This is a genomic window from Curtobacterium sp. MCPF17_047 (assembly GCF_003234045.1).
Taxonomy (GTDB): Bacteria; Actinomycetota; Actinomycetes; order Actinomycetales; family Microbacteriaceae; genus Curtobacterium.
Map to the genome: position 1 here is coordinate 204,269 of NZ_QKSF01000003.1, position 26,221 is coordinate 230,489.

Sequence of the window (26,221 nt, forward strand, 5' to 3'; positions counted from 1 at the left end):
GGGCGCCGCGCCCTGGCTGTCGTCGAGGCCCCGTTAGCGGCTCGCAACGGCGGCCCAGTCTGCATGCTTGAACCATTCAACCATCCCCGCGGCGTCCGTGAGCTGGGCCCGAAGTTTCGCCGTGAGGAAGCGAGACGGGTCTTTCGACCACACAGCGCCGTTCAGCGCCGGAACCGCAGTCGCGTGACTCAATACCAAACCGTGACGGGCACGGGACATCATGACCGAGAGCACGCGCGCCTCTTCGAGGAGCGCGTCTGGGGTCTTCGCCTCGAAGAACGGCACGCTTCCGTCTTCGACACCGATCACGAACACCCAATCGAACTGCTGTCCTTTGCCGGCGTGTCCAGAGAGGAGATGAACGCCCGGACGTGTGAGGAGAGTGGAGTTATCGCCGACTCGAACTCGTCTAGCGATTTCAGTGGGATGCGATGCTTGACTGAGAAGTTCCAGCACCCAACTAAGCGCATCAGCGAGCGCAAGTCGGTTGGCAGGATCTTGAAGCTCGTCGAAGCCCGCAAGGTCGCGTAGAGCTTCGATCGGATCCTTCGAATTGAGCACCGCCGCGCTATCGATGTTTGCAAGTATGGACCGTACGCGACGAGCCGTCTCGGTGTCGAGGACGCCGTCGTCCCAGCGATGCACCTCGAACTCTGACTTCGCAGTGAAAGCGGCATCAGCGAACCGGCGGCGGGAGCCGATACGCGAAATTACACCGACCCGGTGACCTGGAGCGTGCGTGAGGATCGCTCTCGCTACTTTCACGAGCCACTGGGCCTCAGTGTCTGCAGACTGGTGATGAACCTCTGCGGCGACCCCGCCAGAAGGCCAGGTGTCCGGCGCCGCACAAGTGAGTTCGGACCCGAGAGTGAGCGGGGTGACGGCGTTGACAGCCGCAAGCACCGCGGGCGAGGAGCGGTGCGACTCATTCAACTCAATCACAGTGTCGACCTCGGCCAGGATGGCAGCGTGGATCTTCTCCGGGTCCGCGCCAGCGAATCCGTAAATCCCTTGAGCGAGGTCGCCCGCGTAGGTTGTGCGCTTCGCTCCGATTCGGTTGATGATCCGGAGCTGCTGCGGAGTGAGGTCCTGGAACTCGTCCACTACGACCGCAGCAAAGTGGGCGATGTATAAGGTGGCGACCGCGGGATTGGCGAGGATTAGCTCTGCCATCCGAGGAAGGTCGTCGTAGGTCAACCGCCGCTCCCTTACGCGAAGGCTTTCCACCTCGATTGCGTCCAGGTTACCCACAGCGGTCAGACGCTGCATCACCTCATCGTCATCGACCATATCCCGCTTAGCGTTTCGGAGCGCCTTGTCGACGGCCGAGATTTGGCCGTATCTCAGCCCCATACGCTGGCACTGTTCCTTCACCCAATCGTTTTCCGGTAGCTTCCATTCGGGGTCGAGTCCGATCGCAGCAGCATGGGAGCGGTAGAGACGCGAAGCTAGTCCATGAAAGTTGATGATGGTAACCTTGTCGCGAAGCTCGACCGTAGTCAGATAGCTTCGAAGGCGCTCGCGGATGTTGTCCTTTGCGCGGTTGGAGAAGGTCGCAACGAGAATGCGACGCGGGCCGCTTGCGACACCGCGATGAATCATGCCTTGGACTCGCAGCGCCAGCGCCTCGCTCTTCCCGCAACCCGCGGGTGCGACGACAAGCAGCCCGAGTTCCAAGGTGTCGCGAACTCTCAGCTGCAGAGCTGTGGGTTCGACGCTCACAGCTCGGCTTCAATCTGCGCGAGCATCCCCTCGATGCTGGTGATGTTGCGTGCCTCAGTCTCACCCATCATTGTCACAGCAACGAGCGCGGATTGTACTTTCTTCGTGCGGCAGAACGTGGCCACATCAGCCACCGTAAAGGCCCCATCCGAGCCAGAAGCCTTGAGCGACGCAAGCTCGTTCGGTTTGAAAAGTGTAGACGTCTGGAGCGCTGTCGCGAGGGCACTTGCGCCGATGGCTCGGACGTACTCATCCTCGAGATCGGAACGGGAGACCCACACGAAGCTGGCGTTGAGATCCCTTACCGCTATACCTAGGCGATTGGCGACCTTTTTCTCAGCGTCCTCGTCAATCAGCATAGAAACGGGCACATCGAAACCGTCTTTGCCGAATAGGGTGTCGATGGCTCCCATGTCGCCGAAACCGTTGGCTTCGAGGAGGGAAACCCCGAGACGGTCGAGCGTGCGGTCTGTGAGATCTGCGGCCCGTTCGACGATGATCCGGTCGGCTAGGCCTTCTACAGCGATCACTCGAGAGGCCGTGAGGGGCTCGAGGCGGTCACGCACCCACCATCGCACCGTAGTGCGCTCGTCGTGCGAAAGAAATCCGGCCTTTGGCTGCACAATTCGTCCTCCGGGGCGCACCACCACGATTGAGTCCGAGTCGAACGCGCCGACGATGTCCGGCGAGTGAGTGGCAACGACCTTCTGACTGCCGCTGCCCTTCAGAAGGTGCGCCAGGCTGCGCTGGCTAGTGGGGTGAAGATGGATCTCTGGCTCGTCGATACCTACGACGTTCGCGCCGGCGCTGGTCAGGTCGTAAAGCGCGATTGCGTAAAGTGCGCGCATTCCATCCGACTGGGCCGCCAGGTCGCGAGGAGTGCCGTCTTTCTGCACTTGCAGCCGGACGTCGCTCAGCGGGTCCTTATCTGCGCTCGACCCGGGAACGAAGGCGAAGTCCTTCGTCTTGAGTCTGCTCGGTAGAGCCTTGGTCATCTGAGAAGCGAGGTCGTGGCGGACCCGTTTGAGGATTTTCGAGTCGGCAAGGGTGTTGGTCAGGGTCTCGACCGCCTTATCGAAGTCAGTCTGCTCGGCTCCGAGTTCAACCGCCGCGAGGAACTCAGTGAGGGCGGAGCGACGGTCGCTTCGGAGGTCTCTCGACTGCGATGTCGCGCCAAGGAATCGCCAGCCGATCGTTTCGAGTTGCAAACGCGACAACTGGCGGCGATTGCCGACTCCCACCGCTGTACGCTCGATGCTCATCGTGTCTTCGGAGTCGATGGAGGCGGCTAGCCGGATGGTCATCGTAGCTGGGCCGCCGTCCGGATCCACGTTGATCTCGTCAGGAAACGCAGCCTCCTCGTCCCGGGAGAAATCGGTGAGCGCGACCTCGATGACGAGGTCCTGTCCCGCGTCACGAAAGTCTTCGCTCGTGATTTGTGCGTAGAGCTGCGCGGTGGAGGCTCCGAGCGCAAGCTGAAGGCAGCGGAGCACGGAACTCTTGCCGACGTCGTTCGCGCCAACGAGCACAAGATGCTCGCGCACTTCGATTTCGACGTCCGTCAACCGGTCATGGTTCTCGATGCGCAGCTTGCTCAGTCGCATGTGACGAGCTTTCTTCCCCTTGGCGAGACAGAGGGCTCCCCTGCCCGAGCCGCGTCTTGCGACTCTCAGGCCAATTGTCGTTCACGTTCCAACCTCGAAGGGCGGGGCGCGCCGATCCGAAGGGCTTGCAGAGCCCGACCGGTCGACCGAGCGAGTCACCTCTTGCGACCATCTCGTTGCATTCGCCGCGAGGACACTCACCGCGACGATCGAAGCGAATGCTGCGGCATGCACGATGTCCTCAGGACCACGCCTCGCCTTCGAACAGCCGTTATCTCGTTGGTTGTCATGCGGACGCTTCCCGCGTCTTCGTACGCCCTCGGCGATATGCCTTGGTCGCGGCCGACGGCGTAGCAACGTTTGCCTGGATCCGGATGCCTGTGAGCGCGTACGCGCGCTGGACTTCAGGGAGGGAGTGCGAGGTAGTCCAAATGGCGGTGTCCAGGTCCAGCCGGGTGACTCGGCGACTGTAGTCGAGCAGCGCGAGGAAGGTGATTGGCTCCGACGTGACCGCGTACTGCGCCGCCTGATCTCCATAGTGAGCAGCGGCCGCGCCGTCCTCCTCGGTGGACAGAATGCGTTTGACTTCTACGTAGAACCGGCACCCGGGGAACGTGACTCGAACATCGGCTCTGCCACCTGCGATAGCTTGCGGCTCGACTTCGGCGGTCAGGCCTGCTCCAAGTAGCCAGCCACAGATAGAATCCGCGAGAAAGGCTTCGTTCCGGTTCTTGCCTTCCTCAGTCACGGAGGGTCCCAAGAATGGCAGCAGGCGCGGCCCCGTTTGCGGCTGGTTCGTCACCCACCCCGCGAAGCGCACAAGTGCCAGCACCAATGCGGCCAGTTCCGGTCCGCAATCCGAAACCGCGTCCGGCGCGATCCTCGAGATGTCCCCGATGATGCGGCGTACGAGACGGATGTCGGAACGATCGGGAGTCGGGACCGCTGCCGCGGCGTCCCGAATGATCTGCGCGATGGAGGCGGCATGGGCGTTGTCGTCCGTTCCGCCTTCAGCTTTTGGGCCAGACCTCGCTTCAAGGTCCGCGCGAAGCTGCCGAACACCGTCGATGAGGTCCTGACTCTGACCGGTCGAGACGGATGCGAGCCACGTGTCGAGGAAAACCTCGGCCGGTTGATGCGCGGCGAACGCCTCCGCGAGGCGAGGGCGGACTAGCGCGCTGATGCCACGTTGGGCGGCATCGCCCTTGTCGCGAACAACGAGTTCGATGCTGGTCTCGGCCGAGTACAAGGTCCCAGCCGCAGAGATGACTGTCGCAGGAGCGAACCAGTGTTGATCGTCGGCGGATGCCGCCGCCGCCAGTAAGTCGGTCAGCTGCACCCAGCCGGAACAGACGTCCGCGTGGCCCTGGCGCCAGTGGCGACGAAGTCCCCGGTAGCCGCGAATGTAGTCATTGACTCTGAAACGTGCAGCGGCAACATCGTCATCCGTGACGACCCCTCCGTCGGCGAATCGCAGCAGCGCACGGACGGTGGCCAAGTAGGCGGCAGCATCGACCCTGCCGTCGTGCCGTTCCGCGGATTCAAATCGCGCAACCGCATCACGAAGGTGCGCCAGCGCTTCGTCCGTGCCCTGGGCAGTTCCCACCGCAGCGAGCGACCGCAACGCTAACTCGAACTGCACGTCGCCTTCGAACGCGTCCAATTCTCCGAGCGCCTGCATCGTCGGCAACAGTTCGACGTCGTCCCATCCGTTGACTGCCGCAGCGACGGCGCGGACGAGATGAATCGATGCTGATGCGCCAACCTGCGCGACTCGCTGCTGCAAGTGGCCGCGGACACTGTATGAAGAACACCAATCGCCAAGCGCCAAGCGTGTCCACGTCTCTGACGCGATGTCACCGAACAGACCGTCTGTGGTTGCCTGTTCTGCGACGACGACAATGAGCTGGTCGGCGATTGCGGTCAAAACCTCGGGGTTACCTAGTAGCACGTCGTGGACAGCGTCGATCTCAGGGTCAACGGCTGCAGCGGCACCGGTTAGAGCTGCAACCGCGCGGTCCCCGAAGGTCGAGAACTCGCTCCAGTAGGTGCAGACCACCTCTGTGACGGTCAACGGATCGACACCGATGAGCCGCTCGACGTCGTCGAGGAACGGACCTGCGCCTCCGAAGTCGGCAAGAGCGACGTCTTCGTCCTGCATCCATCGCTCGAGGAGTGCATCATCGATCGGCATCGGCTACTCCTTCCTTGTGAACCACAATGCGGCCAATCGTCGACCCCCGGCCGATTGCTACCAGAGAAGTTGCTGCCCGGGTCTGGGTTCGCGCACCGCGGCAGGTTTGAGGATGTCGAGCATCAACTCTGCATTCGCGGAGCTCGCGATCACCTGCAGACCTGTCTCCTCAGCAATGCGCGCGAGTTCCGCCATCATCTGCCGAACGTCGTCGTGGTCCATCTCTTCGCTGGCCGGCGAGTCGATGACCAGCAGCCCGGGATGGCGCCCGACGCCGGCGCGGCTGCCGACGCGGAGCAACGCGATGACCACGGCAATCTTCATCCGCAGCTTTTCGCCGTCGGTGAGGTCGCCGAAGTTGGCGCGTTCTCCACCCTTGACGACGGGGAGGTGCCCGTTTCCCTTGAGGGTGGCTTCCTCCAGCTCACGGAAACCGAGTCGCTTGCCGAGTTCGACCAGGTGCGATGACACCGCGTCGAGGAGATCACCTCGTTCCATGCCGCGCAGCCGCTCCGCTTCCTTTTCAGTTGCTTTCAGCACAGCTATCATGTGGTCTACCCGCGCAAGGTCGTCGGCGCGGACGACGGTCTTCGACCGCTCGTCGATTCGTGCCTGCAACGTGGCAATGCGCAATTCCAGCGCCCGCACGGTGGCGGGATTCACGGTGTGGGTCGTTATCTGTGTACGGAGTTCCGCGACGCGACCCCGGAGTTCATCGCGGATAGAGCGGGCGGATTCCGCATCCGTGTCAGCAGCGGTCAGCGACATCACGAGCCGGTCAACTCGGTCGTCGACGAGGTGTTGTTCGTCGGTGGAGTCGTCGTCGGACCCATCGTCGACCGTCGCGACCACGGTCGTAGCCGTTTCGGCGGTCAAGTCCAGCGGTGAGTCGCATAGCGAGCACTGCCCGTCGTCTTCACGAGCCCAACGAGCCGCATCGACCTGCGCGTCGCATCGAGGGCAGCAGGACGGCTTCAATGCGTGCCAGAACTTGTCCGTCAACGCCGCCTCACGGATGGCAACTCGGTCGGCTTCGGCGACGGCCACTTCGCCGCGGAGGCGGGCAGCGAGGGCGAGGGCGTCCGCATACCTGACTTCTGCGTCCGCGAGCTCCGACGCCGCCGAGCTGAGGTCTGCGCTAGCACGGTCAAGTTCGTCGATAGCATTGAGCTCCGGCAATCCTGCGCGCTCAGCGAATGCTTCGTTCAGCTCCTGTTGCAACGCCTCTGAAGCGCCGCGCTGCTGCTCATCGTCGCGTCGAAATGCCCGACGCGCGCTCGCGGTCTCCGCGTCCAGGTTCATCCACCGGGCGTGTGCGGCAGCTTTGGCCGGCCCCCATGTTGTACCTAGGTAGGTCTCCATCACGAACGCGGCGGTCGCGGGATCGGATCCGAGTGTGGTGGTGATGGTCTTCTTCGGGATGACAAGCGCTTGAGACCACAGCGGCCAGGAGTGCGTCACCATCCCTCCGTCGGCGTTGTCGCTCGCGTTGTTGTTCTTGCGGAAGACGTCCAGTCGCTCGAATCCGAGGCGCTCGCTCATGAATGCGGAGACCGCGTTCTGGAACGTCCCGGCGTCCGAGAATCGGGCGTTGATCACGCCTCCTGCCGCCAGGACAGCGTTCAGAGCGTCGTCCCATGCTTCGGTCTGCGGATCACCGTCCGCATCTTCTCGCATCTGCTTCAACGCTTGCTCGTCGAGCGCCGCCCAGTCGATGTCATATGAGTCGGGCAGGGTGATGATCAGCCCGGCAGGCTCTTGACCGGTGATGGTCCACGCCACCAGCACGTCGTCCTCGCCGACTCGGAGGGCGACGAGTACGTGCCGGGTCCACGCTCGAACATCCACAGCCACATCAGCCACACCTCGCACTGCCCAGAGAATCATCTCCAGGACGCTGGACTTCCCGGCGTCGTTGCGCCCCCGCGTCGCGAACGCCGTCAAAGGCTCCGTGAGCGTGTGCGTGAAGCTGAATGGCTCGAGTTCGCGGGTCTGCTCGTCGGACGCGAGGCGGTTCTTCACGCCGGCGAAGTGAACTGTGTTGACGCGCAGGCGCTTGCGCGACGCAAGAGCGCGCGGGCCCGGTACCGCCTGCGCGTCGCAGGATCCCGGCAATTTCGGCTTCGGACGTTCCGGTCTTTTTCGCGATCCGCTGGTGCCATTCAGTCGTGTCGGTCATGCGTCCTCCTCGAGAAGACTGAGCCGTGTGGCGCGCTCGCGGACACGGTCAAAGATTGCCGGGATGTCGCTTCCGAGCGGCGCATCTCGGTATTCGGGCTGTTCGTACTGGCGTTGCTTTGCGGTCGATCCGACGTAGGCGTCACGCAGGTACGCGACCGCTTCGGCCTGCTGCTCCCACCAGCTCAGGGTCGTCACGGTCGCTCTCATGTCGGCGAAAACTTCCTCGCCTCGTTTGAGGAGGTAGTAATCGTGCCGTGCGCGGTCGCCGGTGTCCGCGCCGCGCCGATGCATGATCAGTGCATACGCGCGGAGTTTCGCGAGCGCGTTGTCAACCGGCTCGTACGCGCCGTACTTGTATCGCATCATCGGGTAGTGGTGGCCTGCCGCCTGGGCACCGAGCATGCGAGACACGTGCGCTCGAACGACCGGTTCAGGTAGCTCGTGCTCCTCGTACTCGGTCATGAGTTCGTCCGCGAGGTAGTCGGGATTCCGCATCCAGAAGTCAAGCTTCTCAAGTCTGGTGAGCGACGTCACTACCTTCACTGCGTCCACAACGTCGCAGTCATCGTCGACGGGCACGCCAAGGACGTTCATCAGTACGAGCAACCGCGCCGCGGTTTGCGCGGACGTGCCCCCTCGGAAACGCGGTGGCCGTGTCACAGCCGTCGTTGTCGCCACAATCCTCCGCTCGTGTGCGTACTCATTGTAAGTAGCGCGCACCCGCAATGTGAGCCTCCGTCGTGTGCACGAGCGGGCGCTGGGCACTGCTGCAGGCTTCGTTGACTCCTTCGTTTAGGCGGCGTACCTGTCAGGAGTCAACCGAACCTGCAGCAGTCCCGCGCCGCGACTTGTCTGTTCGGTCAGGAGGAGCTCGGCGCTCCAGGCGCGCAGGCTCCACTCGACGGCTGGTACACGCAAGGACGAAACTCGAACGCATGCGCAAGCGCTTCGCGCTCCAGGGTCGGCCATTGCTCGTCGCCGCTCGGCTACTCGGGAACCAGGGGAGGGTTGCTGACATCCATGATCTTCTCCTGTTCACGAGTTCCTCGCAGTCGGAAGAGGCGCCGACGCGCCTGCAACCTACGTCCGCACCGCGATCAGGTCAACGAACCGGCGTCAGGTCCTCAACGACACGCACCTAGCATTACCGCGGCAGGAGACAGCTGCGGCGGGTCCTTCAAACAGATGCCGACGGTGGAGGAGACAGCCGGACGGGCGCAGCGTATGGGAGACACCCCTGGTTTCCGACAGATGCAGTAATGATCGACGAGGACCCCCGGTCTCCCGTGTGAGGGGAGACCGGGGGTCCTCGGTGTCGGCGTGCTGGCCGGACGGTCAGCGGGCGACGGCGATCGCGAAGGGCACGAAGCCGACCGACCCGAGCAGACTCGGCACCAGGAGCGCCACCGCCTCGGTGCCCCGAGCGGTGCTGATGTCACCGAGGTCGACCACCCAGTCGTCCTGCCATCCGAGGCTGCTCAGGACGGTCCGCACCAGGTCCTTCGCGTCGGGGTCGTCGCCGGAGAGGAACACAGTGGGTGGGTTCCGGAGCACACCGGGACTCGTCATGACGGAGAACAGCATCGTGTTCAGGCCCTTGACGACCTTCGTCGCCGGGAGTGCTGCCTGCAGGAGCTCACCGAGACTCGTGTCCCGGTGGAGGAGCCCACCGGGGAGGCCGTCGGCGCTCCGGACGGTGGCGTTCGAGACGTCCAGGAGCACCTTGCCGGCGAGTGCCTCACGGTGGCCGGTGAGACGTTCGAGCGAACCGTCGCCCGGGGTCGCGTTGATGACGAGATCGCTGTTCGCGATCGCGGTCGCGACGTCCGAGACGCTGGCGTCGCTCCGGGCCGCGGCGGTGCCCGGGTCGCGGACCCCGAGCGTGACCCGGTGGCCCGCGGCGGCCAGCCCGGCTGCGAGGGTCGTGCCGACGCGCCCGGCGCCGAGGACGGCGATGGTGCTCGTCGTGGTCGTGGTGGTGTTCATGGTCATGGGGACTCCTTGTCCTGAGGAAGCTGCGGGGCGACCGGCGTCAGCGGAGAACCGCGGCGATGCCCGATGCCAGGCCGAGGGTGGTGGCGATGAAGTCGTCGCTGGCGAGGGTCCACGGCGCGCCGGTGGAGTCGATGACGGCGCCGTGGGCCTCCTGCACGAGCAGTGCGCCGGCGACGAGACCGGACCGGACCTGGCCGTACTGCCAGAACGCGTCGGTGTGCCCTGCGGCGACCTGCACGAGCTGCAGGGTCGCGGGGACGGTGGCGGACACGAGCAGTGCGGCGCCGAGCATCCGGTCGATCGACGCACTCATGCGGCGGCGGGCGTCGGCTGCCTCGCCGGGCGCGGCCTGCCCGGTGCCGACGAGTGCGGCGGCCAGGTCGGACTTCGCGGACACCGCGAGGGGTGAACCGTTCAGGGACGCCCCTGCGCCTCGGACCGCGGTGAAGGTCTGGCCGAGGGCGGGCAGGAACACCGCGGTGACGACGGGGACGTCGTCGCGGACGAGTGTCGCGGTGACTCCCCAGTCGACCCGGCCGTGGATGTGGTTCACGTTGCCCTCGGCGGCGTCCGTGACCCACCACTCTCCGGCACCCAGGGAGCCGCGACCTTCTTCGTCGTCGTCCCACCGGGCCTCCGGACGGAGCCGCTCGAGTGCCGGGCGGAGCACCGCGACCGAAGCGGCGTCGTTGTCGCCGATGGCCGCGAGGAGCGTGTCGAGGTCGTCGACGCGGTCCTCGGTCGAGAAGCGGCCGAGCAACACGGTCCCTGCTTCGGTGACCGCGGCCGTGAGGCCGGCGAGCAGCGCGACGTCCTCGACCGTCTGCGCAGAGTTGGTCGTGTCATCCATGGGTTCTTCTCCTTCGCCGCGGCGTTCCTCGTCGCTGTGGTGGCAACGGTAGGAGCGGGCGGTGATGCGCACAAATACAATCCGTGCACATGTAGATTGCGTTTCGTGCAACTGGACCTGAACCTCCTGACTGCGTTGGATGCGTTGCTCGACGAGGAGAGCGTCACCGGTGCCGCAGACCGACTGCACCTGTCCGCCCCCGCGATGAGCCGCACCCTCGGTCGGATCCGCCAGGCGACCGGGGACCAGATCCTCGTCCGTGCGGGTCGCGTCATGCGGCCGACCCCGCGTGCGATCGCGCTGCGGGACGAGGTGCGAGCCCTGGTCCTGCGGAGTGCTGCCGTGTTGACACCGGAACGGGAGTTGCACCTCGACGCGCTGCAGCGTGTGTTCACGATCCAGGCGCACGACGCCCTGACGACGGCACTGGCGCCCGTTCTCGTGCAGCGGGTGGCGACGGTCGCGCCCGGTGTCCGGGTGCGGTTCCTCGGTGAGGCGTCCGGCGGGAACACCGAACTCGGACGTGGGGTGGTCGATCTGGAGATCGGATCAGCGGCGCCGGTGTCACCGTCGATCGACCACGAGGCCGTCGGCACGGACGAGCTCGTCGGAGTGGCCCGTGCCGGTCATCCGATGCTCTCGGCACCGATCGACCTCGAGCAGTGGGTCGCGGTGCCGCACGTGGTGGTGTCGCGCCGAGGCCGGTTGCGGGACCGCGTCGACGATCACCTGGAGTCGGTCGGCCGGTCGCGGACGGTCGTGTCGTCCCTGGCGGCGACCGGCGCGGCGATCGATGTCGTCCGGTCGACCGACGCCGTCGCCGTCGTGCCAGCCTCCGTGGCAGCACGGCTGGACGACGGAGTGGGGTCGTTCCGGCTGCCGGTCGCTCTCCCGCCGGTACCGATCGTCCTCGCGTGGCACCGTCAGTTCACCGCCGACGTAGGGCACCGGTGGTTCCGCGCCCTCACCGGGGACGTGCTGCGCTCCGGGCGGGATCCACGCCGTCAGTCATGATCGGGTTCACGGACCTCGGACCGTCCCCGCACCAGACCGTGCGGCAACTCGAGCGCTGGTCCGAAGCGCACCGGGACGACGTGTCACCGAACCAGGCCCGGTTCGACGCCCGGTGAACCGCCGGGCGGCGACGAGTGCCCGATGCGCGCACCACGGCGCTGACCCCTAGGCTCGGACGCGGACTCGCCGGTGCACGGGGCGCACGGCGGAGGCAAGGGGGAACGCATGTCCATCACGTCCAGGATCAGCAGCGTGGGCGCGGCAACGGTCATCGCAGTCATCGCGTTGTCCGGGTGCGCAGGACCCGGCAGCACTGCGCCGGCCAGCCAGCGTCCAACGTCGCAGGCATCATCGCCGAGCGCGTCGTCGACACCGGACGCATCGCCGACACCGACCGCCGACGCCGCAGGACCGACCGACCTGACGTTCGAGGACGGCACTGCGCTCTCGACGACCGAGCTGCCGGCGTTCAGTCTCGAGATCTCCGCGCTCGGCGACTGGAAGCAGACCGGCGAGGACTCCGCCACGGGGACGCGGGAGTACACGAAGTCGGACGGGTCGGTCGCGACGATCACGCAGCAGCGGATCACCGACCTCGACCCGTCGATCGGGGACCGCGCGGCCACGGAGCAGCTGTTCACGGCTGCCGGGCTGCCGGCCGAGCAGCTCGAGGAGCAGCTCCTACCGACCATGACCGATGGGACGGCGCAGTTCCTGTCGATCGCGGGCCACAACACCGACGGATCGTGGTCAGCCACGGTGGCACGCGCGTTCGCGAAGCCGGGAGCAGCGCTCATCGTGAAGGTGAAGACCTCCTCACAGGAGGCGCTGCGTCCCGACCTGCACGACATCCTCGTCCACGCGACGGTCGTCATCGTCTGAGTCGGCGGTCCTGCTCGTCCACCGTGCACGCCGTCTAGGGTTGCCGCATGGGGACCTGGAGCGCAGAACCGGTCGGCAACGACGCAGCGGCGGACTTCGTCGGCGATCTCGAGGACGAGCGGGGGTGGACCGTCGTGGAGTCGGCACTCACCGCGGCGACGGAGGCCGGACCCGGGATGGACAGTGACGTCGCGGAACTCGCGATCGCCGCCGCCGAGGTCGTCGCGCACGGTCTCGGACGGCCGACGCAGGACGACGCCTACACCGCGACCATCGGGCAGTTCGTCGCCCGTGCCGGCCAGCCCGATGCGGGGCTCGTCCGACTGGCCGCGCAGGCCGTCGCCGCTGCCTCGGCTGACGAGGGCGAACTCGCGGAACTGTGGGACGACGCCGGTACGACCGAGCTCGCCGAGTGGCGTGTGTCGATCGCACGCCTGGGCGCGAACCTACGCACCGACCAGTAGGGCGCATCCCCGTGCGCAGGGTGGAGGCCGTCGGTGCGGGATCGCTCCGCTGGTACCGACCGGAGGCGGAGGACAGCAGCGCGGGTCCCACGCTGCTCTGGCTGCACGGCGGCGGGTTCTTCCGGGGGAGTCCTGCGCAACCCGAGGCCCACGACGTCGCCCGTGTCCTCGCCGACCAGGGCGTCACGGTGGTGACCGCGGCCTACCGCCTGGCGCCGTTCCCCGGCACAGGACCGCTGCGGCGGCGACCGGGGGGTCCGGCGCGGCAACCGGAGCGCTTCCGGCTGCCACTCGAGGACGTCATCGCCGCGGCACGGGCCGTGTCGGCCGAGTCCCCGGAGGGCATCGTCCTCGGCGGCGCGAGTGCCGGGGCGTGTCTGGCTGCCGCCGCCGCCCTGCACGCGGTGGACGACGGCACCCCTCCGGTCGGAGCTGTCTTCGCGTACGGGTTCTTCCACGCCACGCACCCCCGGGAGATCGACCCAGCGCACCGCTCGCGCGGCCACCGTCGGATCACGCACGCGCCGTGGGCGCTCGACGTCGCGAACCGCAACCACGCCGGCACCCGGCGGGCGCTGGTGCACCGGTACGCGTTCCCCGGCGGGCACGACCTGACCGGTTTCCCGCCGACGCTCGTCGTGAACGCCGAGCGCGACACGATGCGGACCTCGGGCGATCGCTTCGCGGCCGAGCTCGCGGCCGCGGGCGGGGACGTGGAACGCCATGTGCTGCCGGGCAGTGCGCACGCCTTCCTGAACCGCCCGGGCCTCCCGGCCTTCGCCACGGGAACCGCGCTCATCGCCGAGTGGATGCGGTGCCGCCGGACTCCCGCGTGAACAGCCGGTGTCCGATCGGTCCGATCACTCGACCGGTCGCGCTCCTCCGCATCCCGAGGCCGACGCCCAGGACGACGTGACCGAACCGTGTCCCACGGTCGGGACCGCCCGGTGCAGGATCGACGCATGGGGACGGGGCGAGCGGCGGCCATCGGCGGGGCGGTGGCGCTCGTCGTCGCCCTCGGCCTCGCCGGGTGCAGCGTCGGTCCGACCACCTGCACGGCGATCGGCTGGGCGAACGGCGTCGAGGTGACGCTCCTCGGTGACACCACCGACGTCGCCACCGTGACCGCGTGCGGCGGTGCCGGATGCGAGCCACCCGCAGCCGACGATCCGCCGCCCTTCCCACCGGAGGCGGACCCGGGGAACACACCGACACCCGTCGCCGGCGGCGACAGCCGGACGCTGTACCTGGGCATGGACACGCCGGAGCGCGGTGCGGTCGCCGTGTACGACCGTGCCGGCCACGTGCTCACCGAGCAGTCGGTGGCGCTGCGATGGGAGAGTCCGCACGACGCGGAGCCGTGCGGCGGTCCGTCCTCCGGTCGCGTCACCGTCCGCCTTCCCGCGTCGCCCGGCTGACCGCTGCGGCACCCGCCGGACGGGAGGCACGGCGCCGGCCCGCACCGCGCCTCCCGTCGCGTTGCCCGGCTGGGGAGTGACCGGACGGCCGCCGGACGAGCCGCGACGTCCCTGCCGCTGTCGAGCGGCCGCCGGTCAGGACGCCGGCCTGCTGAACAGGTTCACGACGTTGCCGTCGGGGTCGCGGACGAGCGCCGACCGGTTGCCCCACGGCATCGTCGTCGGCGCCAGGACGACGTCGCCGGGGTCAGGCTGCAGACGTTCGAACTCGCCGTCGACGTCCGCGACCTCGAACTCGATGAACACCGACCGGTTCGTCTGCGCGGACACGGCGTCCCCGAGCATCGCGACCGTGGCCGTGCTCGCGATGGCCAGGACCGCGCCGGAGCCGCTGAACCGCGCGAAGACCGGCGCGGGTCGTTCGGCGGGGCGGCCGGTGACACGCTCGTAGAACGCGGCGAGACGGTCGACGTCCTCGGTGACGATGCGGATGGATGTGAACGACACGGGTGCCTCCTGGAGCAGTGGTGATCTGGTCCGGCCAGCCTCCCCGACACCCGCGACACCGTCCTGTCGGTGTTTCCCGGATCCGGTCGCCTCCGGTCAGTCGACGTGCTCGGTGACTGATCGGAGGCGACCGTACGGGATGTCCAGGTCCTCGCGGCGGAGCGTCCGCGGCTGCGGACGCTCGTCGGTCAGTTCGATCGACAGCACCCGGTCGCCGCGGAAGGCGCGGACACCGTCCCGCAGGCGGCACCAGGCGATCAGGTACCAGTCGCCGGTCTTGCCGATCGACCCCAGCGGTTCGACCTCCCGGACGGACTCCGACCCCGAGCGGTCCCGGTACCGCAGCCGGACCACCCGGTCTGCCCGGAGTGCGGCGGCGAAGGCCGGCAGCACCGGTGCGTCGTCGGCGGGTTCGAGCAGGTGCACCCGTGACGCCAGGGCCCTGGCACGTCGAGCGTCGTCCTCCGGCATCACCGCGAGGACCTTCCGGACGGCGGTCGCGGCGGCCTGTCGGAAGGGCCCACGCTGCAGCGTCCCGAGCCCGACCAACACCGCGAGCGCTTCGTCCGGTGTGAACCCGGTCGGCCCGAGCGTCGCGGTCGCGTCGATGACGTAGCCCCCGGTCCTGCCGGGCTCCGCCCAGATCGGGAGGCCCGACTGCTGCAACGCCGAGAGGTCGCGCTCGACGGTCCGCACCGACACCCCGAACCGCTCGGCGAGCCAGCGCGCGCTGCGGGGCCGGGGAGCGACAGCGCGCAACTCCTCGACGAGGGCGTAGAGGCGGTCGGTGCGGTTCACTCCACCATCATGCGACTCGGGAGTCGGCGCGGAGACCACGGTCTGGGACCCGCCGACGGCGGCCGAGCTCGACGAGCCCTGCCCCGGGTCCGGGAGTGATCCGGCGGTGCACGTCTGTCCGCACTGCGGGGTCCGGGTTCGCTCCTGGCGGAACGGTTCCGGTCCGGAAGTTCATGCGGCTTTGATCGTCACATGAGTGCAGATGGTTCCGACGTCCGACGTGCCTACGACCCGACCCGGCTGCGGGCGGTCTTCGAGCGGAACTTCACCTATGCCTCCGCGGTGGAGCGCAACGTGCACCGGTTCGGCAGCAAGCCCGCTCTGAGCGACCCGGAGACCGGGCGGTCGTGGACGTACGCCCAGCTCGGCGCGGTCACCGGACACCTGATCGGTGGCCTCGCACGCCACGGTGTGCAAGCCGGCGACGTCGTCTGCTACCAGCTGATGAACCGGCCGGAGTTCGCGTTCCTCTACGTCGCGACCCAGGGCTTACGTGCCGTGGGTTCGCCGATGAACTTCCGTCTTGCACCCGGGGAGACCGCACACATCCTCGACGACGCCGAGCCCGTGGTCTTCGTGTACGAAGCCGCTGCTTCCGCCGACGTCGCGACCGCGCTCGCACTGGCCTCCCATCGACCGGCCGTGCTGGTCTCGGTCGGAGAGCCGGTCCCCGACGTCGAGCCGTTGCCGGCCTCGATCACCTTCGAGGAGTTGCTCGACACGTCGGCACCGTCGTTCCGAGCTCCCGAAGCCGGCACCGTCTGGGACGAGACCACCCGCCTCTACACCTCGGGCACCACGGGCCGCCCGAAGGCCGTGCCCCTGTCGAGCCTCAACGAGACCCTGAGTGCGCACGACGTGATCATGCACCTGCCGCTGTCACCCCGGGACCGGACGCTGAACATGTCGCCCTGGTTCCACCGGGGCGGCGTGTACTGCGCGGGACCGAACCCGGTGTTCTACGTCGGGGCGGAAGCCGTCACCCTGCGGCAGTTCGACCCGGTGCGTGTCCTCGACCTGATCGAGGAGTCGAGCCTGACGTTCGTCGTCGGAGCTCCGACGAACCTGGAGCGCCTGGCGGACGAGCAGGAGGCGCGGCCCCGTGACCTGTCGAGCCTCACCGGCATCGTCACGATGGGGGCACCCTTCGAACGGCAGGCGGCGCTGCGGTACCAGCGGGTGCTCACCCCGAACATCTCGAACGGGTACGGCACGACCGAGACCTTCTGGAACACGTTCCTCCGCGGCTACGAACTGACCGCCAACGCGGGTGCTGCCGGGCGCGCGAACATCGACGACGACGTCGCCGTCGTGCAGGCCCTCGCCGGACGGCTCGCCGACCCGCGGGACCAGGTCGCGAAGGACGGCAAGGAGATCGGCGAGATCGCGATCCGGTCGATCAAGTCCGGGTACGCCTACGTGCACGACCCGGACGCAGAGCAGGCGAAGTTCCAGGACGGTTGGTTCTACCCGGGGGACCTCGCCACCTGGAACGAGGACGAGGTCGTCACGATCGTCGGCCGGAAGGACGACATGCTCATCTCCGGCGGCGAGAACGTGCACCCCGTGCAGGTCGAAGAGGTCCTCGCCGGTCACGCCGGGGTCGCGGACTCGATCGTGGTGGGGAAGGCGGACCCCGAGTGGGGCCAGGTCGTCGTGGCGTACGTCGTCCGTCGCAGCGGACAGCTGACCGATCCCGCTTCCGCGGCTTCGGCTCTCGACGCGCACTGCCGGGCGAGCACCGACCTCGCCGACTTCAAGCGGCCGCGCCTCTACGCCTTCGTCGACGAGTTGCCCTACACGGCCACCGGGAAGAAGCAGCACTTCGTGATGCAGCGCCGCACGTCCGACGACGCGGAAGCCGGCCTGTTCGTCCGCCCCTGAGTGCAGTGGCAGCAGCGCGGTGCAGTGGCGCCAGCGCGCAGACGGCCCGTCAGCGGAGTCGGCGGACGTGCACCGTTGCGACTCAGCGGGAGGTTCACACCGGTGCCGGCAGCTCCAGGCCCTTGAGCTCGCGCATCACGGAGTTGAGGTGCCACTGGTCGCGGAACAGCCCGTACCGGTCGCGGTCGGTGGTGACGATCTCCAGGTCGCGCCGCCGCTCGAGCAACGCGAGGTCGGAGTCCGTGACGGTGCGGACCATCGTCCACGGCAGCGGTTCGACGCGGACGGCGGTGCCGAACTCCGCCGACAGGCGCGACGTCAGGACCTCGAGCTGGAGCGACCCGATGACGCCGACCATCGGCGCCTGCGCGGTCCGACGCTCGGACTCGAGCAGCTGCACGACGCCCTCGCCGGCGAGCTGTTGCATGCCCTTGCGGAACTTCTTCGCGGTGCTCGGGTCGGTGGGCGCGACGGTGGCGAACAGCTCCGGCGCGAACCGGGGGAGCGGCTCGAACTCGACGGCCTCGTCGCTGTACAGGGTGTCCCCGGGGTGCAGCATCGTCGCGTTCACCAGACCGACCACGTCGCCGGGCCAGGCGACGTCGACGGTGTCGCGCTCCCGACCGAACACGCTGAGCGCGTGCTTGGTGTTGAACCGTCGGCCGGACTGCGCGTGGGTCAGCATCATGCCGCGGTCGAACCGGCCCGAGCAGATCCGGACGAAGGCGACCTGGTCGTGGTGGGCGGGGTCCATGTTCGCCTGCACCTTGAACACCTGGGCTGCGAAGGGCTCGGTGACCGGACGGGGCGCGCCGTCCTCGGTGCGACGCGGGAGCGCGGCAGGGGCGGTGTCGCGCAGGAAGCGCAGCAGGTCGACCGTGCCCAGGTGCTTGGTGGCGACGCCGAAGAACACCGGCATGCTCACGCGCGCGTGGAAGTCGTCCTGGTCGGGCAGCCCACGGACCTCGCGGGTGAGCTCGACCTCTTCCAGCGCGGTCGCCCACGCACTTCCGAACAGTTCGGCGGCCTCGTCCGCCGAGCGCTCGGTCGCGACCGGCAGGTGCCCACCGCCGGTGGACTCGTACGTGGTCAGGGTCCCGGTCGTGGTGTCGACCAGTCCCCGCAGGTCACCGGCCTCGCCGACCGGCCAGGTGACCGGCGTCGGGGCACGTCCGGTGCGCTCCTCGAGCTCGTCGAGCAGGTCGAGGGCTTCACGGCCGGGGCGGTCCCACTTGTTGACGACGGCGATGACGGGGATGTCGCGGGTGCGGCAGACCTCGAACAGACGGATCGTCTGCGCCTCCATGCCCTTCGCGGCGTCGATCAGCATGACCGCGCAGTCGACGGCCGCGAGCGCGCGGTAGGTGTCCTCGGAGAAGTCGGCGTGGCCCGGGGTGTCGACGACGTTGATGAGCGTGCCGCCGGCGTCGAGTTGGACGACGGCAGAGCTGATCGAGATCCCGCGGCTCCGCTCGATCTCCATCCAGTCGGACACGGTCGCGCGCCGGGTGGCCTTGCCCTTGACCGCACCGGCCTCGTCGATGGCGGAGGCCGCCAGGGTCAGCGACTCGGTGAGCGTGGACTTGCCAGCGTCCGGGTGGGCGATCACGGCGACGGTCCGACGGCGTTCGGCTTCCCGCTCGATCGTGCCGGCGGCGGCGGTGTCCGCCGGGGACGGACCGGTCACGCGTCGCCCCGCTCGTGGCGTCGACCGACGGCGTGACCTGGGTGTTCCGACTTCTGCACCCTCCGACGATACCGACTGCTCCGGACAGTCGACGAACCGGGGCCCTCCGGGAGGCGCGCCGGGTCCGGCGCGTTCCGGACGCCCGCGACCCCGCGACCGCCGCCGGGGTACCGCGACAGGGAACCCCTCTCCGGCACCTTCCGCCGTACCGTGGGCCCATGCCGAACGAGAACGAGGTACGGGACTTCCTGATGTCGCGGCGCGCGCGCATCGCGCCGGAGTCGGTCGGACTCCCGGGCGGTGCCGGTCGGCGGGTCCCGGGCCTCCGACGCGGCGAGGTCGCGGTCCTCGCCGGGGTGAGCGCCGAGTACTACGCGCGGATCGAGCGGGGGAACCTGGCCGGGGTCACCGACACCGTGCTCGACGCGATCGCCCGGACGCTGCGGTTCGACGACTCCGAGCGATCGCACCTGTTCGACCTGGCCCGGTCGGCGAACGTGTCACCGGTGCGCCGGGCCCGCACGAGCACCTCGGGGTCGGTCCGTCCGGGGCTCCGCTTCGCGCTCGAGGCGATGCGGGACGTCGTCGCCTTCGTGCAGAACGCCCGTCTCGACGTGGTGGCGATGAGCGACCTCGCCCGGGCGCTCTACAGCGACGTCGTCGAGACCGGAGGCGACCAGCCGAACTTCGCCCGGTTCGCGTTCCTGCACCAGGACCTGTCCCGTCGGCTCTACCCGGACTGGGAGGGAGCGGCGGACATCTCGGTCGCGATGCTGCGGACCGCGGCCGGCCGCCACCCCGACGACCGCGGACTGCGGGACCTGATCGGTGAGCTCGCGACGCTCAGCCCGGAGTTCCGGCAGAAGTGGGCGGCGCACGAGGTCCGGTTGCACACCCACGGCGTCAAGACCTTCCACCACCACGCGGTCGGTGACGTCCGGCTCCACTTCGAGAACCTGACGCCGGGCCTCGACAGCGAGCACAGTCTGCTCGTCTACGCGGCGGAGCCGGGCAGCACGGACGCCGAGTCCTTGCAGCTGCTGGCGAGCTGGGCCGCGACACGGGCGGCGGACGGTGCACGGGCGACGGGCGTGTCGGACGAGATGCGCGCCTCCCGACCGGCTGGTGTCGACCGAGACGTGCCCTGACAGGGCGTCCTCCGTCCGGTGGCCCCGCCGTACGGTCGATCCGGCCGCAGCACCGACAGGACGGACCCCGATGACGACCACCGCACCCACCCCGACGACGACCGGGGACACCCAGACCCGCATCCCGTGGAGCGCCCTCGTCGCCCTCGCCGCGATCGGGTTCCTGCTGCTGTCCGCCGAGACGATGCCGGCAGGGCTGCTGCCGCTGATGGCCCGGGACCTGGACACCGGTGAGGGTGTCATCGGTCAGTTCATCAGCGTCTGGGCGCTCGGCACCGTCGTGGTCACCGTGCCGGCCATCACGCTCACCCGCGGGATGCGCCGGAAGCCGCTGCTGCTCATGACCCTGACCTGCCTGGTGCTCGCGAACGCCGTGACCGCGATCTCGTCGGACGTCGTCGTCTCGCTCGTCTCCCGCTTCGTCGGCGGTGCGGCCACCGGCGTCCTGTGGGGGATGCTGGCCGCGTACGGGCGTCGGATCAGCCCGCCCTCCCGTGGTGGCCTGGCCCTGGCGATCGTGTCGACGGGTGCGCCGGTCGGTTTCGCCCTCGGCACACCACTCGGCGCCTGGGTCGGCGGGGTGCTGGACTGGCGCTGGTCCTTCGTCGGCATCTCCGTGCTCGGCGTCGTGCTGCTCGTCCTGGTCACGCTCCTGGTGCCGGACGTCGCGGGACAGCCCGCCGGCGGACGCCTGCCGCTGCAGCGGGTGTTCCTCCTCCGCGGTGTGCCGGTCGTCCTCGCCGTCATCTTCGTGTGGATGCTGGGCCACAACACGATCTACACGTACATCGCGCCGTTCCTGCGGGACACCGACACGGGTCTCTCGGCGGACCTGGTGCTGCTGGTCTACGGGGTCTGCTCGATCGGTGGCGTCGTCCTGACGGCGGTCCTGATCGACCGGTACCCCCGGGGGCTGCTGTGGGCGAGCCTCGGCGGCTTCGTCGTCGCTGCGGTGCTGCTCGTCGTCGGGCACGGATCAGCCCCGGTCGTCCTCGGTGCGGCCGTGCTGTGGGGGCTGACCTTCGGCGGTGCGGCGCCACAGTTGCAGAGCGCACTGACGATCGCGGGCGGCACGGAGTCGGACCTGGCGAACGCGTTCCTGCCGGTGGCCTTCAACCTCGCGATCTCCGCCGCCGGTCTGGTCGGCGCGCTGCTCATCGCGGTCTCGGGCGGGCTGGTCCTCGCGGTGTCCATGGCCGTCCTCGGGGCCCTGGCGCTGGTCGTGACGGTGGTCGGCCGGCAGACCTTCGCCGGTCGTGCCTGAACGGAGCCCGGCCTAGTACTCCGACTTCGCCGCGCAGGTCACCGTGTCGGCGGTCTGGCCGGACACCGAGTCCGGCAGCTCGGCCGCGGACGCGCTCGCCCGGGGCGTCGCCGGAGGCGTCGTCGTGCTCCCGGAGGCGGGCGGGGTGGTAGTGGCTGACGGGCTGGCGGGAGCCGACGGCTTCGCGGTGGGCGCGTCGGGATCGCGAACGGCGGAACGGCCGAGGCTGTTCGGGGCGAGCCGCACCGGTTCGTCGTCCTGCAGCGCAGCCGTCAGGGTCGCCGCGGGCCCCTCGGACACCAGGACCCGAGCCGGGTCCTCGGGGTCGTCGACGACCGGGAACTGAACGAACACCATGTTCGAGAGTCCGACGGTGTTGACCGCGAGTGCGAGGCGCGCCAGGGTCGCCGCGTCGTCGAGCGAATCCGACAGGACCATGTTCTTGAAGGCGGTGTCCGCGAGCCGCAGGACCTTCGCCGGGTTGGTGAGCGTGCCGGCGGAGACGGTCTGGCGGGCGAGGGCGGACATGAACGTCTGCTGGTTGCTGATCCGGCCAAGGTCGCTCGCGTCGCCGACGCCGTGTCGCGACCGGAGGAACGCAGCGGCCTCGGCCCCTCGGAGCTCGCGGTTGCCGGGCTGCAGGTCGAGCGCCGGGGTGACGTCGTCGTCCTTGATCGGCGTGGCGAGGCAGACCGTGACACCGCCGACCGCGTCGGCCATCCGGACGACCCCGTCGAAGGTGATCTTGCCCGCGTAGGCGATCTGCAGGCCGGTGAGCTTGCCGATGGTGCTCGCGACGCAGGCCAGGCCGTGCTGCTCGCCGCCGCGGGAGAGCGCCGTGTTGAGCATCGCGGCGGACGAGGCCGGGGTGACGGCACCGTCGTCGTTCGTGCACGCCGGGATCGGGACGACGAGGTCGCGCGGGAAGCTGATCACCGACATGTTCGAGTGGTCGGCCGAGATGTGCACGAGGATGTTGGTGTCGTTGTTGCCGACGCCGTTGCTGGCCTGCTGGTTCGCCGGGTCGTCGAACCCGGCACCCTGTCCGTCGCGGGTGTCGGTCGCGACGAGCAGCATGTTGACCTCGCCCGACTGGGCCGTCAGCGCGGGCGCCTTCTTCGCAGTGGTGCCGGGCATCGCGAGCGAGACGGACGGCTGGGCGCCCTGCAGGACCTGCCAGGTGGCGATGGCGGCGATCGAACCGGACCCCACCACGGCGACCGCGGCGACGACGGCGATGCCGCGCAGCACGAACCCGAACGGACCGCGACGACGCAGCCTGCCGTGCCGGATGAGCGGTGACGGGCTCGTCGACTGGTCCGCGTGCGCTCGTCCGTCGTCCGACATGCATCCCCCGGGGTCAGTCCGGGAGAGGTCCCGGTCCCGTCATCATGCCGGACCGCAGGGCTCCGCACCGTCGAGACACCTGAGAGACCGTCAGGCGGCGGCGCCCTCGTCCACCGCGAGCACCTCGGTCCGGAGCGCCGGGCAGTGCTCGGGACTCGGGTGCTCGGAGATGTGGATGACCTCGTCCAGCCGGTCCCGGGTCGCCGTCAGCTCGGCCAGCTGTGCGGTGATCCGGTCGCGTTCCTGCACGAGCAGGGCGAAGGACTCGGCCGTGGCTTCACCGGCGTCGACGCAGGGCAGGAGCCGGACGATGGTGCGGCTCGGCAGTCCGGCGGCGAAGAGCTGCTGCACGAGGCGGACCCGGTCCACGGCCTCCGTCCCGTAGGTCCGTTGCCCGGTGCCGGTCCGGGTGGCGGTGAGCATCCCCTGCTCCTCGTAGTAGCGGAGCGAGCGGACGCTCACCCCGGTCCGGGCAGCGAGGTCGCCGATGCGCATGTCGTCTCCGTTCGGGGCTTGCCCCTGACACTGATGTGAGGTCTTACCGTAACCGAGCCGCAGCGGGACGGACCCGTTCGGCGGAAGGAAACCACCATGGACATCACCGGATCCGTCGCCCTCGTCACCGGTTCGAACCGCGGGATCGGACGACACTTCGTCGAACAGCTCCTCGAACGCGGCGCGTCGAAGGTCTACGCCACCGCCCGGCGTCCCGACCTCGTCGACGTCCCCGGGGTCGAGGTGCTCGCCCTCGACATCACCGACCCGGCCTCGGTCGCGGCCGCCGCCGCAGCAGCCGGCGACGTCACGCTGCTGATCGACAACGCCGGCGTCTCGTCGTCCGGCTCGCTGCTCACCGACGACCTGGCGGACGCCCGCCGAGCCCTCGACACCCACCTCTGGGGAACGCTCGACATGGTCCGGGCGTTCGCGCCCGTCATCGAGCGGAACGGCGGGGGTGCGATCGTCAACGTCCTCTCCGCGCTCTCCTGGTTCTCGGCGCCGGGCGCGGGTGGGTACGCCATCGCGAAGGCCGCCGAGTGGAACATGACCAACGCCGTCCGGCTCGAGCTCGCCGGCCGGGGAGTCACCGTGCAGGGCCTCCACCTCGGCGCCGCCGACACCGACATGATGGCCGGCTACGACGGCCCGATGACCGACCCCGCGGACGTCGTCCGTGCGGCCCTCGACGGGGTCGAGCGGGACGCCACCGAGGTGCTGGTCGACGACTGGACCCGCCTGGTCAAGGCCTCCCTGGCGGGCGACCCGGTGGACTTCTCGGCGCAGATCGCCTGACCCGGTCAGCGCGTGCCGACCGGCACCGGACCGGGGAGACGACGGACGGGAGGCCCGTGGCGACACCGCCACGGGCCTCCCGTCCGTCGGGTGCATCAGTCCGCCAGCGCTGGTCGGTCAGCCCTTGAGGCCGGCGGAGGCCATCGTGGCGACGAACTGCTTCTGCGCGACGAGGAAGAGCAGGATCAGCGGCAGGGTCGCGACGACGTTGCCCGCCATGAGGAGCGACCAGTCGGTGCGCCGCACGCCCTGGAAGTTCGTCAGGCCGAGCTGCAGCGTGAAGGCGTCCTCGTCGTTGATCGCGATGAGCGGCCAGACCAGGTCGTTCCAGGACCCGAGCAGTGTGAACACCGCCAGGGTGGCCAGGGCCGGACGGGCGAGTGGCAGCACGATCCGGAAGAAGACCTGCAGCCGGCTGCAGCCGTCGATCATGCCAGCCTCCTCGAGTTCGGCGGGCAGCGACAGGAAGAACTGCCGCATCAGGAAGATGCCGAACGCCGACGCGAGCCACGGCACGATCGCGGCCCCGAGGTGGTCGACGAGGTGCAGTCGGGCGAACATGACGTAGGTGGGGATCATGAGCAGCTGCGACGGGATCATGATCGTGGCGAGGACGGCCAGGAACCCGAAGGTGCGGCCGGGGAAGCGCAGCCGGGCGAAGCCGTACCCTGCGAGCGAGCACAGGACCAGGTGCGAGACGATCGCCGACGCCGACACGATGACGGTGTTGAGCAGCCAGTGCAGGACGTCGCTCTCGGCGAAGAGCCGCTCGTAGCCGGACAGGGTGAACTGCGTCGGGATGAAGGACGGCGGGAACCTGTTGATCTCGGACGCGGGCTCGAGCGAGGTCGTGAACATCTCGATGAACGGCACCAGGAAGAGCAGCGAGATCGGCAGGAGCAGGAGGTGCCAGGGGCTGAACGGCAGGCGTCGCCGTCGCCGCGAGGTGGGTGCCCCGACGGCGTCGGCGCGGTCGGGACCGGGTACGAGGACGGGGACACGGGTCTCGGTGGACATCAGGGCGTGCTCCTTCCGGCGTGTCGCTGCGCGACCGTGACGATGACCGTGGTGACGAGGGTGAGGAAGAACAGGCCGTAGGCGATGGCGGAGCCGTAGCCGAACTGGAGGTTCTGGAACGCGACCTTCCAGAGGTGGTAGACGATCGTCTGCGTCGCGTCGAGCGGCCCTCCGCGGGTGGTCGCGTAGACCAGGTCGAAGAGCTGGACCGCCTGCAGGGTCTGGTAGACGGCGACGAACGAGGTGACCGGCCGCAGCTGTGGCCAGACGACCCGCCAGAAGGTCTGCCACGAGTTCGCGCCGTCGATCCGGGCGGCCTCGATGACCTCGCCGGGCACGTCCTGCAGTGCGGCGAGGTAGATCACCGTGGTGAACGCCGCCTGCCCCCAGAGCGACATCACGATGATGACGAGCATCGCCTCGCTCCGGTCCTCGAGCCAGCCCTGCTGCGGCAGGTGCAGGACCCGCAGGACGTTGTTCACGATGCCGAACTGCGGGCTGAACAGGTACGTCGTGAGGATCCCGGTGGCGGCCGCGGATGCGACGAACGGCACGAAGACCGCCGTGCGGTAGAGCCCGATGAACCGGATCTTGCGGTTGAGTGCCACCGCGAGGAACAGCCCGAGCAGGAGCGACGCCGGCACGAAGAGGACCGTGTAGAGCCCGGTGTGCAGGACGGCCGCTCCGAGCGAGGCATCGGTGGCCAGGTCCTGGTAGTTCTGCGTGCCGACGGCCGTCGCCGGGCTGAACCCGTCCCAGCTCTGGAACGAGAGCACGAGTGCCCACACGCCGGGGAAGATCGTCAGACCGAGGACGATGGCGAGCGCGGGGGCGACGAAGCCCCAGCCGGCTGCTGCCTCACGCCGGGACCGGGCGGACCGCCGACGGGCTGCGGCCTTCGCGGGCGTCTGCTCCCGCTGCCGGGGCGGCCGGATCGTGGAAGTGCTCATGT

The 26,221-nt window shown here is 68.7% G+C and carries 23 protein-coding genes; 9 read left to right on the plus strand and 14 right to left on the minus strand.

Annotated features, from left to right (window positions below):
• Positions 1–33: 33 nt before the first annotated feature.
• The 7 genes from DEJ33_RS05005 to DEJ33_RS05035 all read right to left on the minus strand — a co-directional run bounded on the left by DEJ33_RS05005 (position 34) and on the right by DEJ33_RS05035 (position 10,546).
• On the minus strand, positions 34–1,722 hold the full coding sequence (locus DEJ33_RS05005; protein ID WP_111077797.1) for a UvrD-helicase domain-containing protein: 1,689 nt from the start codon (positions 1,720–1,722) through the stop codon (positions 34–36).
• On the minus strand, positions 1,719–3,326 hold the full coding sequence (locus DEJ33_RS05010; protein ID WP_111077796.1) for an ATP-dependent endonuclease: 1,608 nt from the start codon (positions 3,324–3,326) through the stop codon (positions 1,719–1,721). Before DEJ33_RS05010 ends, DEJ33_RS05005 begins: the two co-directional genes overlap by 4 nt.
• Before the next feature lie 286 nt (positions 3,327–3,612).
• Positions 3,613–5,520, minus strand: coding sequence for a hypothetical protein (locus DEJ33_RS05015; protein WP_111077795.1), 1,908 nt, complete (start codon positions 5,518–5,520; stop codon positions 3,613–3,615).
• A gap of 57 nt (positions 5,521–5,577) precedes the next feature.
• A complete protein-coding gene (locus DEJ33_RS05020) occupies positions 5,578–7,542 on the minus strand; it encodes a hypothetical protein (protein WP_111077794.1) in 1,965 nt (654 codons plus the stop codon).
• Between the two features lie 153 nt (positions 7,543–7,695).
• Positions 7,696–8,280: a hypothetical protein gene (locus DEJ33_RS05025; protein ID WP_146242527.1), complete on the minus strand. Its 585-nt coding sequence runs from the start codon at positions 8,278–8,280 to the stop codon at positions 7,696–7,698.
• A 756-nt stretch (positions 8,281–9,036) separates the two neighbouring features.
• On the minus strand, positions 9,037–9,693 hold the full coding sequence (locus DEJ33_RS05030) for an NADPH-dependent F420 reductase (RefSeq protein ID WP_220033985.1): 657 nt from the start codon (positions 9,691–9,693) through the stop codon (positions 9,037–9,039).
• 40 nt (positions 9,694–9,733) lie between these two features.
• Positions 9,734–10,546, minus strand: a complete 813-nt coding sequence (locus DEJ33_RS05035; RefSeq protein ID WP_111077792.1) for an inositol monophosphatase family protein — start codon at positions 10,544–10,546, stop codon at positions 9,734–9,736.
• A 105-nt stretch (positions 10,547–10,651) separates the two neighbouring features.
• On the opposite strand from DEJ33_RS05035, the gene DEJ33_RS05040 reads away from it, so the two are divergent.
• The 5 genes from DEJ33_RS05040 (at position 10,652) to DEJ33_RS17130 (ending at position 14,324) form a co-directional block, all read left to right on the plus strand.
• Entirely contained in the window at positions 10,652–11,560 is a 909-nt protein-coding gene (locus DEJ33_RS05040) for a LysR family transcriptional regulator (RefSeq protein WP_111077791.1), read from the plus strand.
• A 225-nt stretch (positions 11,561–11,785) separates the two neighbouring features.
• Positions 11,786–12,442 (plus strand): hypothetical protein, encoded by a 657-nt coding sequence (locus DEJ33_RS05045; RefSeq protein WP_146242528.1) that lies wholly within the window; start codon positions 11,786–11,788, stop codon positions 12,440–12,442.
• A gap of 47 nt (positions 12,443–12,489) precedes the next feature.
• Positions 12,490–12,906, plus strand: a complete 417-nt coding sequence (locus DEJ33_RS05050) for a DUF4259 domain-containing protein (protein ID WP_111077789.1) — start codon at positions 12,490–12,492, stop codon at positions 12,904–12,906.
• 11 nt (positions 12,907–12,917) lie between these two features.
• A complete protein-coding gene (locus DEJ33_RS05055) occupies positions 12,918–13,742 on the plus strand; it encodes an alpha/beta hydrolase (RefSeq protein ID WP_181436549.1) in 825 nt (274 codons plus the stop codon).
• A gap of 126 nt (positions 13,743–13,868) precedes the next feature.
• Complete coding sequence (locus DEJ33_RS17130; RefSeq protein WP_181436548.1) at positions 13,869–14,324, plus strand: hypothetical protein; 456 nt, start codon at positions 13,869–13,871, stop codon at positions 14,322–14,324.
• 135 nt (positions 14,325–14,459) lie between these two features.
• Here DEJ33_RS17130 and DEJ33_RS05070 read toward each other — a convergent pair whose 3' ends face one another.
• Positions 14,460–14,831, minus strand: a complete 372-nt coding sequence (locus DEJ33_RS05070; protein ID WP_111077786.1) for a VOC family protein — start codon at positions 14,829–14,831, stop codon at positions 14,460–14,462.
• A 96-nt stretch (positions 14,832–14,927) separates the two neighbouring features.
• Positions 14,928–15,629: a YafY family protein gene (locus tag DEJ33_RS05075; protein ID WP_111077785.1), complete on the minus strand. Its 702-nt coding sequence runs from the start codon at positions 15,627–15,629 to the stop codon at positions 14,928–14,930.
• Between the two features lie 192 nt (positions 15,630–15,821).
• Here DEJ33_RS05075 and DEJ33_RS05080 point away from each other — a divergent pair, with 192 nt between their 5' ends.
• Positions 15,822–17,513, plus strand: a complete 1,692-nt coding sequence (locus DEJ33_RS05080; protein ID WP_111077784.1) for a class I adenylate-forming enzyme family protein — start codon at positions 15,822–15,824, stop codon at positions 17,511–17,513.
• 94 nt (positions 17,514–17,607) lie between these two features.
• Here the strand turns inward: DEJ33_RS05080 and DEJ33_RS05085 are convergent, their stop codons facing one another.
• Positions 17,608–19,200, minus strand: a complete 1,593-nt coding sequence (locus DEJ33_RS05085) for a peptide chain release factor 3 (RefSeq protein ID WP_220034441.1) — start codon at positions 19,198–19,200, stop codon at positions 17,608–17,610.
• A 218-nt stretch (positions 19,201–19,418) separates the two neighbouring features.
• On the opposite strand from DEJ33_RS05085, the gene DEJ33_RS05090 reads away from it, so the two are divergent.
• A complete protein-coding gene (locus DEJ33_RS05090; protein ID WP_111077783.1) occupies positions 19,419–20,348 on the plus strand; it encodes a helix-turn-helix transcriptional regulator in 930 nt (309 codons plus the stop codon).
• A gap of 70 nt (positions 20,349–20,418) precedes the next feature.
• Positions 20,419–21,612, plus strand: a complete 1,194-nt coding sequence (locus DEJ33_RS05095) for an MFS transporter (protein ID WP_111194391.1) — start codon at positions 20,419–20,421, stop codon at positions 21,610–21,612.
• A 12-nt stretch (positions 21,613–21,624) separates the two neighbouring features.
• Here DEJ33_RS05095 and DEJ33_RS05100 read toward each other — a convergent pair whose 3' ends face one another.
• Together DEJ33_RS05100 and DEJ33_RS05105 are read right to left on the minus strand one after the other, a co-directional pair.
• Positions 21,625–22,959, minus strand: a complete 1,335-nt coding sequence (locus DEJ33_RS05100; protein WP_111077781.1) for an LCP family protein — start codon at positions 22,957–22,959, stop codon at positions 21,625–21,627.
• 90 nt (positions 22,960–23,049) lie between these two features.
• Complete coding sequence (locus tag DEJ33_RS05105) at positions 23,050–23,454, minus strand: MerR family transcriptional regulator (protein ID WP_110902375.1); 405 nt, start codon at positions 23,452–23,454, stop codon at positions 23,050–23,052.
• Positions 23,455–23,550: 96 nt separating this feature from the next.
• On the opposite strand from DEJ33_RS05105, the gene DEJ33_RS05110 reads away from it, so the two are divergent.
• Positions 23,551–24,252: an SDR family oxidoreductase gene (locus DEJ33_RS05110; protein ID WP_111077780.1), complete on the plus strand. Its 702-nt coding sequence runs from the start codon at positions 23,551–23,553 to the stop codon at positions 24,250–24,252.
• A gap of 117 nt (positions 24,253–24,369) precedes the next feature.
• Here the strand turns inward: DEJ33_RS05110 and DEJ33_RS05115 are convergent, their stop codons facing one another.
• Both DEJ33_RS05115 and DEJ33_RS05120 read right to left on the minus strand, forming a co-directional pair.
• On the minus strand, positions 24,370–25,269 hold the full coding sequence (locus DEJ33_RS05115) for a carbohydrate ABC transporter permease (RefSeq protein ID WP_111077779.1): 900 nt from the start codon (positions 25,267–25,269) through the stop codon (positions 24,370–24,372).
• Positions 25,269–26,219 (minus strand): carbohydrate ABC transporter permease, encoded by a 951-nt coding sequence (locus tag DEJ33_RS05120; RefSeq protein WP_111077778.1) that lies wholly within the window; start codon positions 26,217–26,219, stop codon positions 25,269–25,271. Before DEJ33_RS05120 ends, DEJ33_RS05115 begins: the two co-directional genes overlap by 1 nt.
• Positions 26,220–26,221 lie beyond the last annotated feature (2 nt).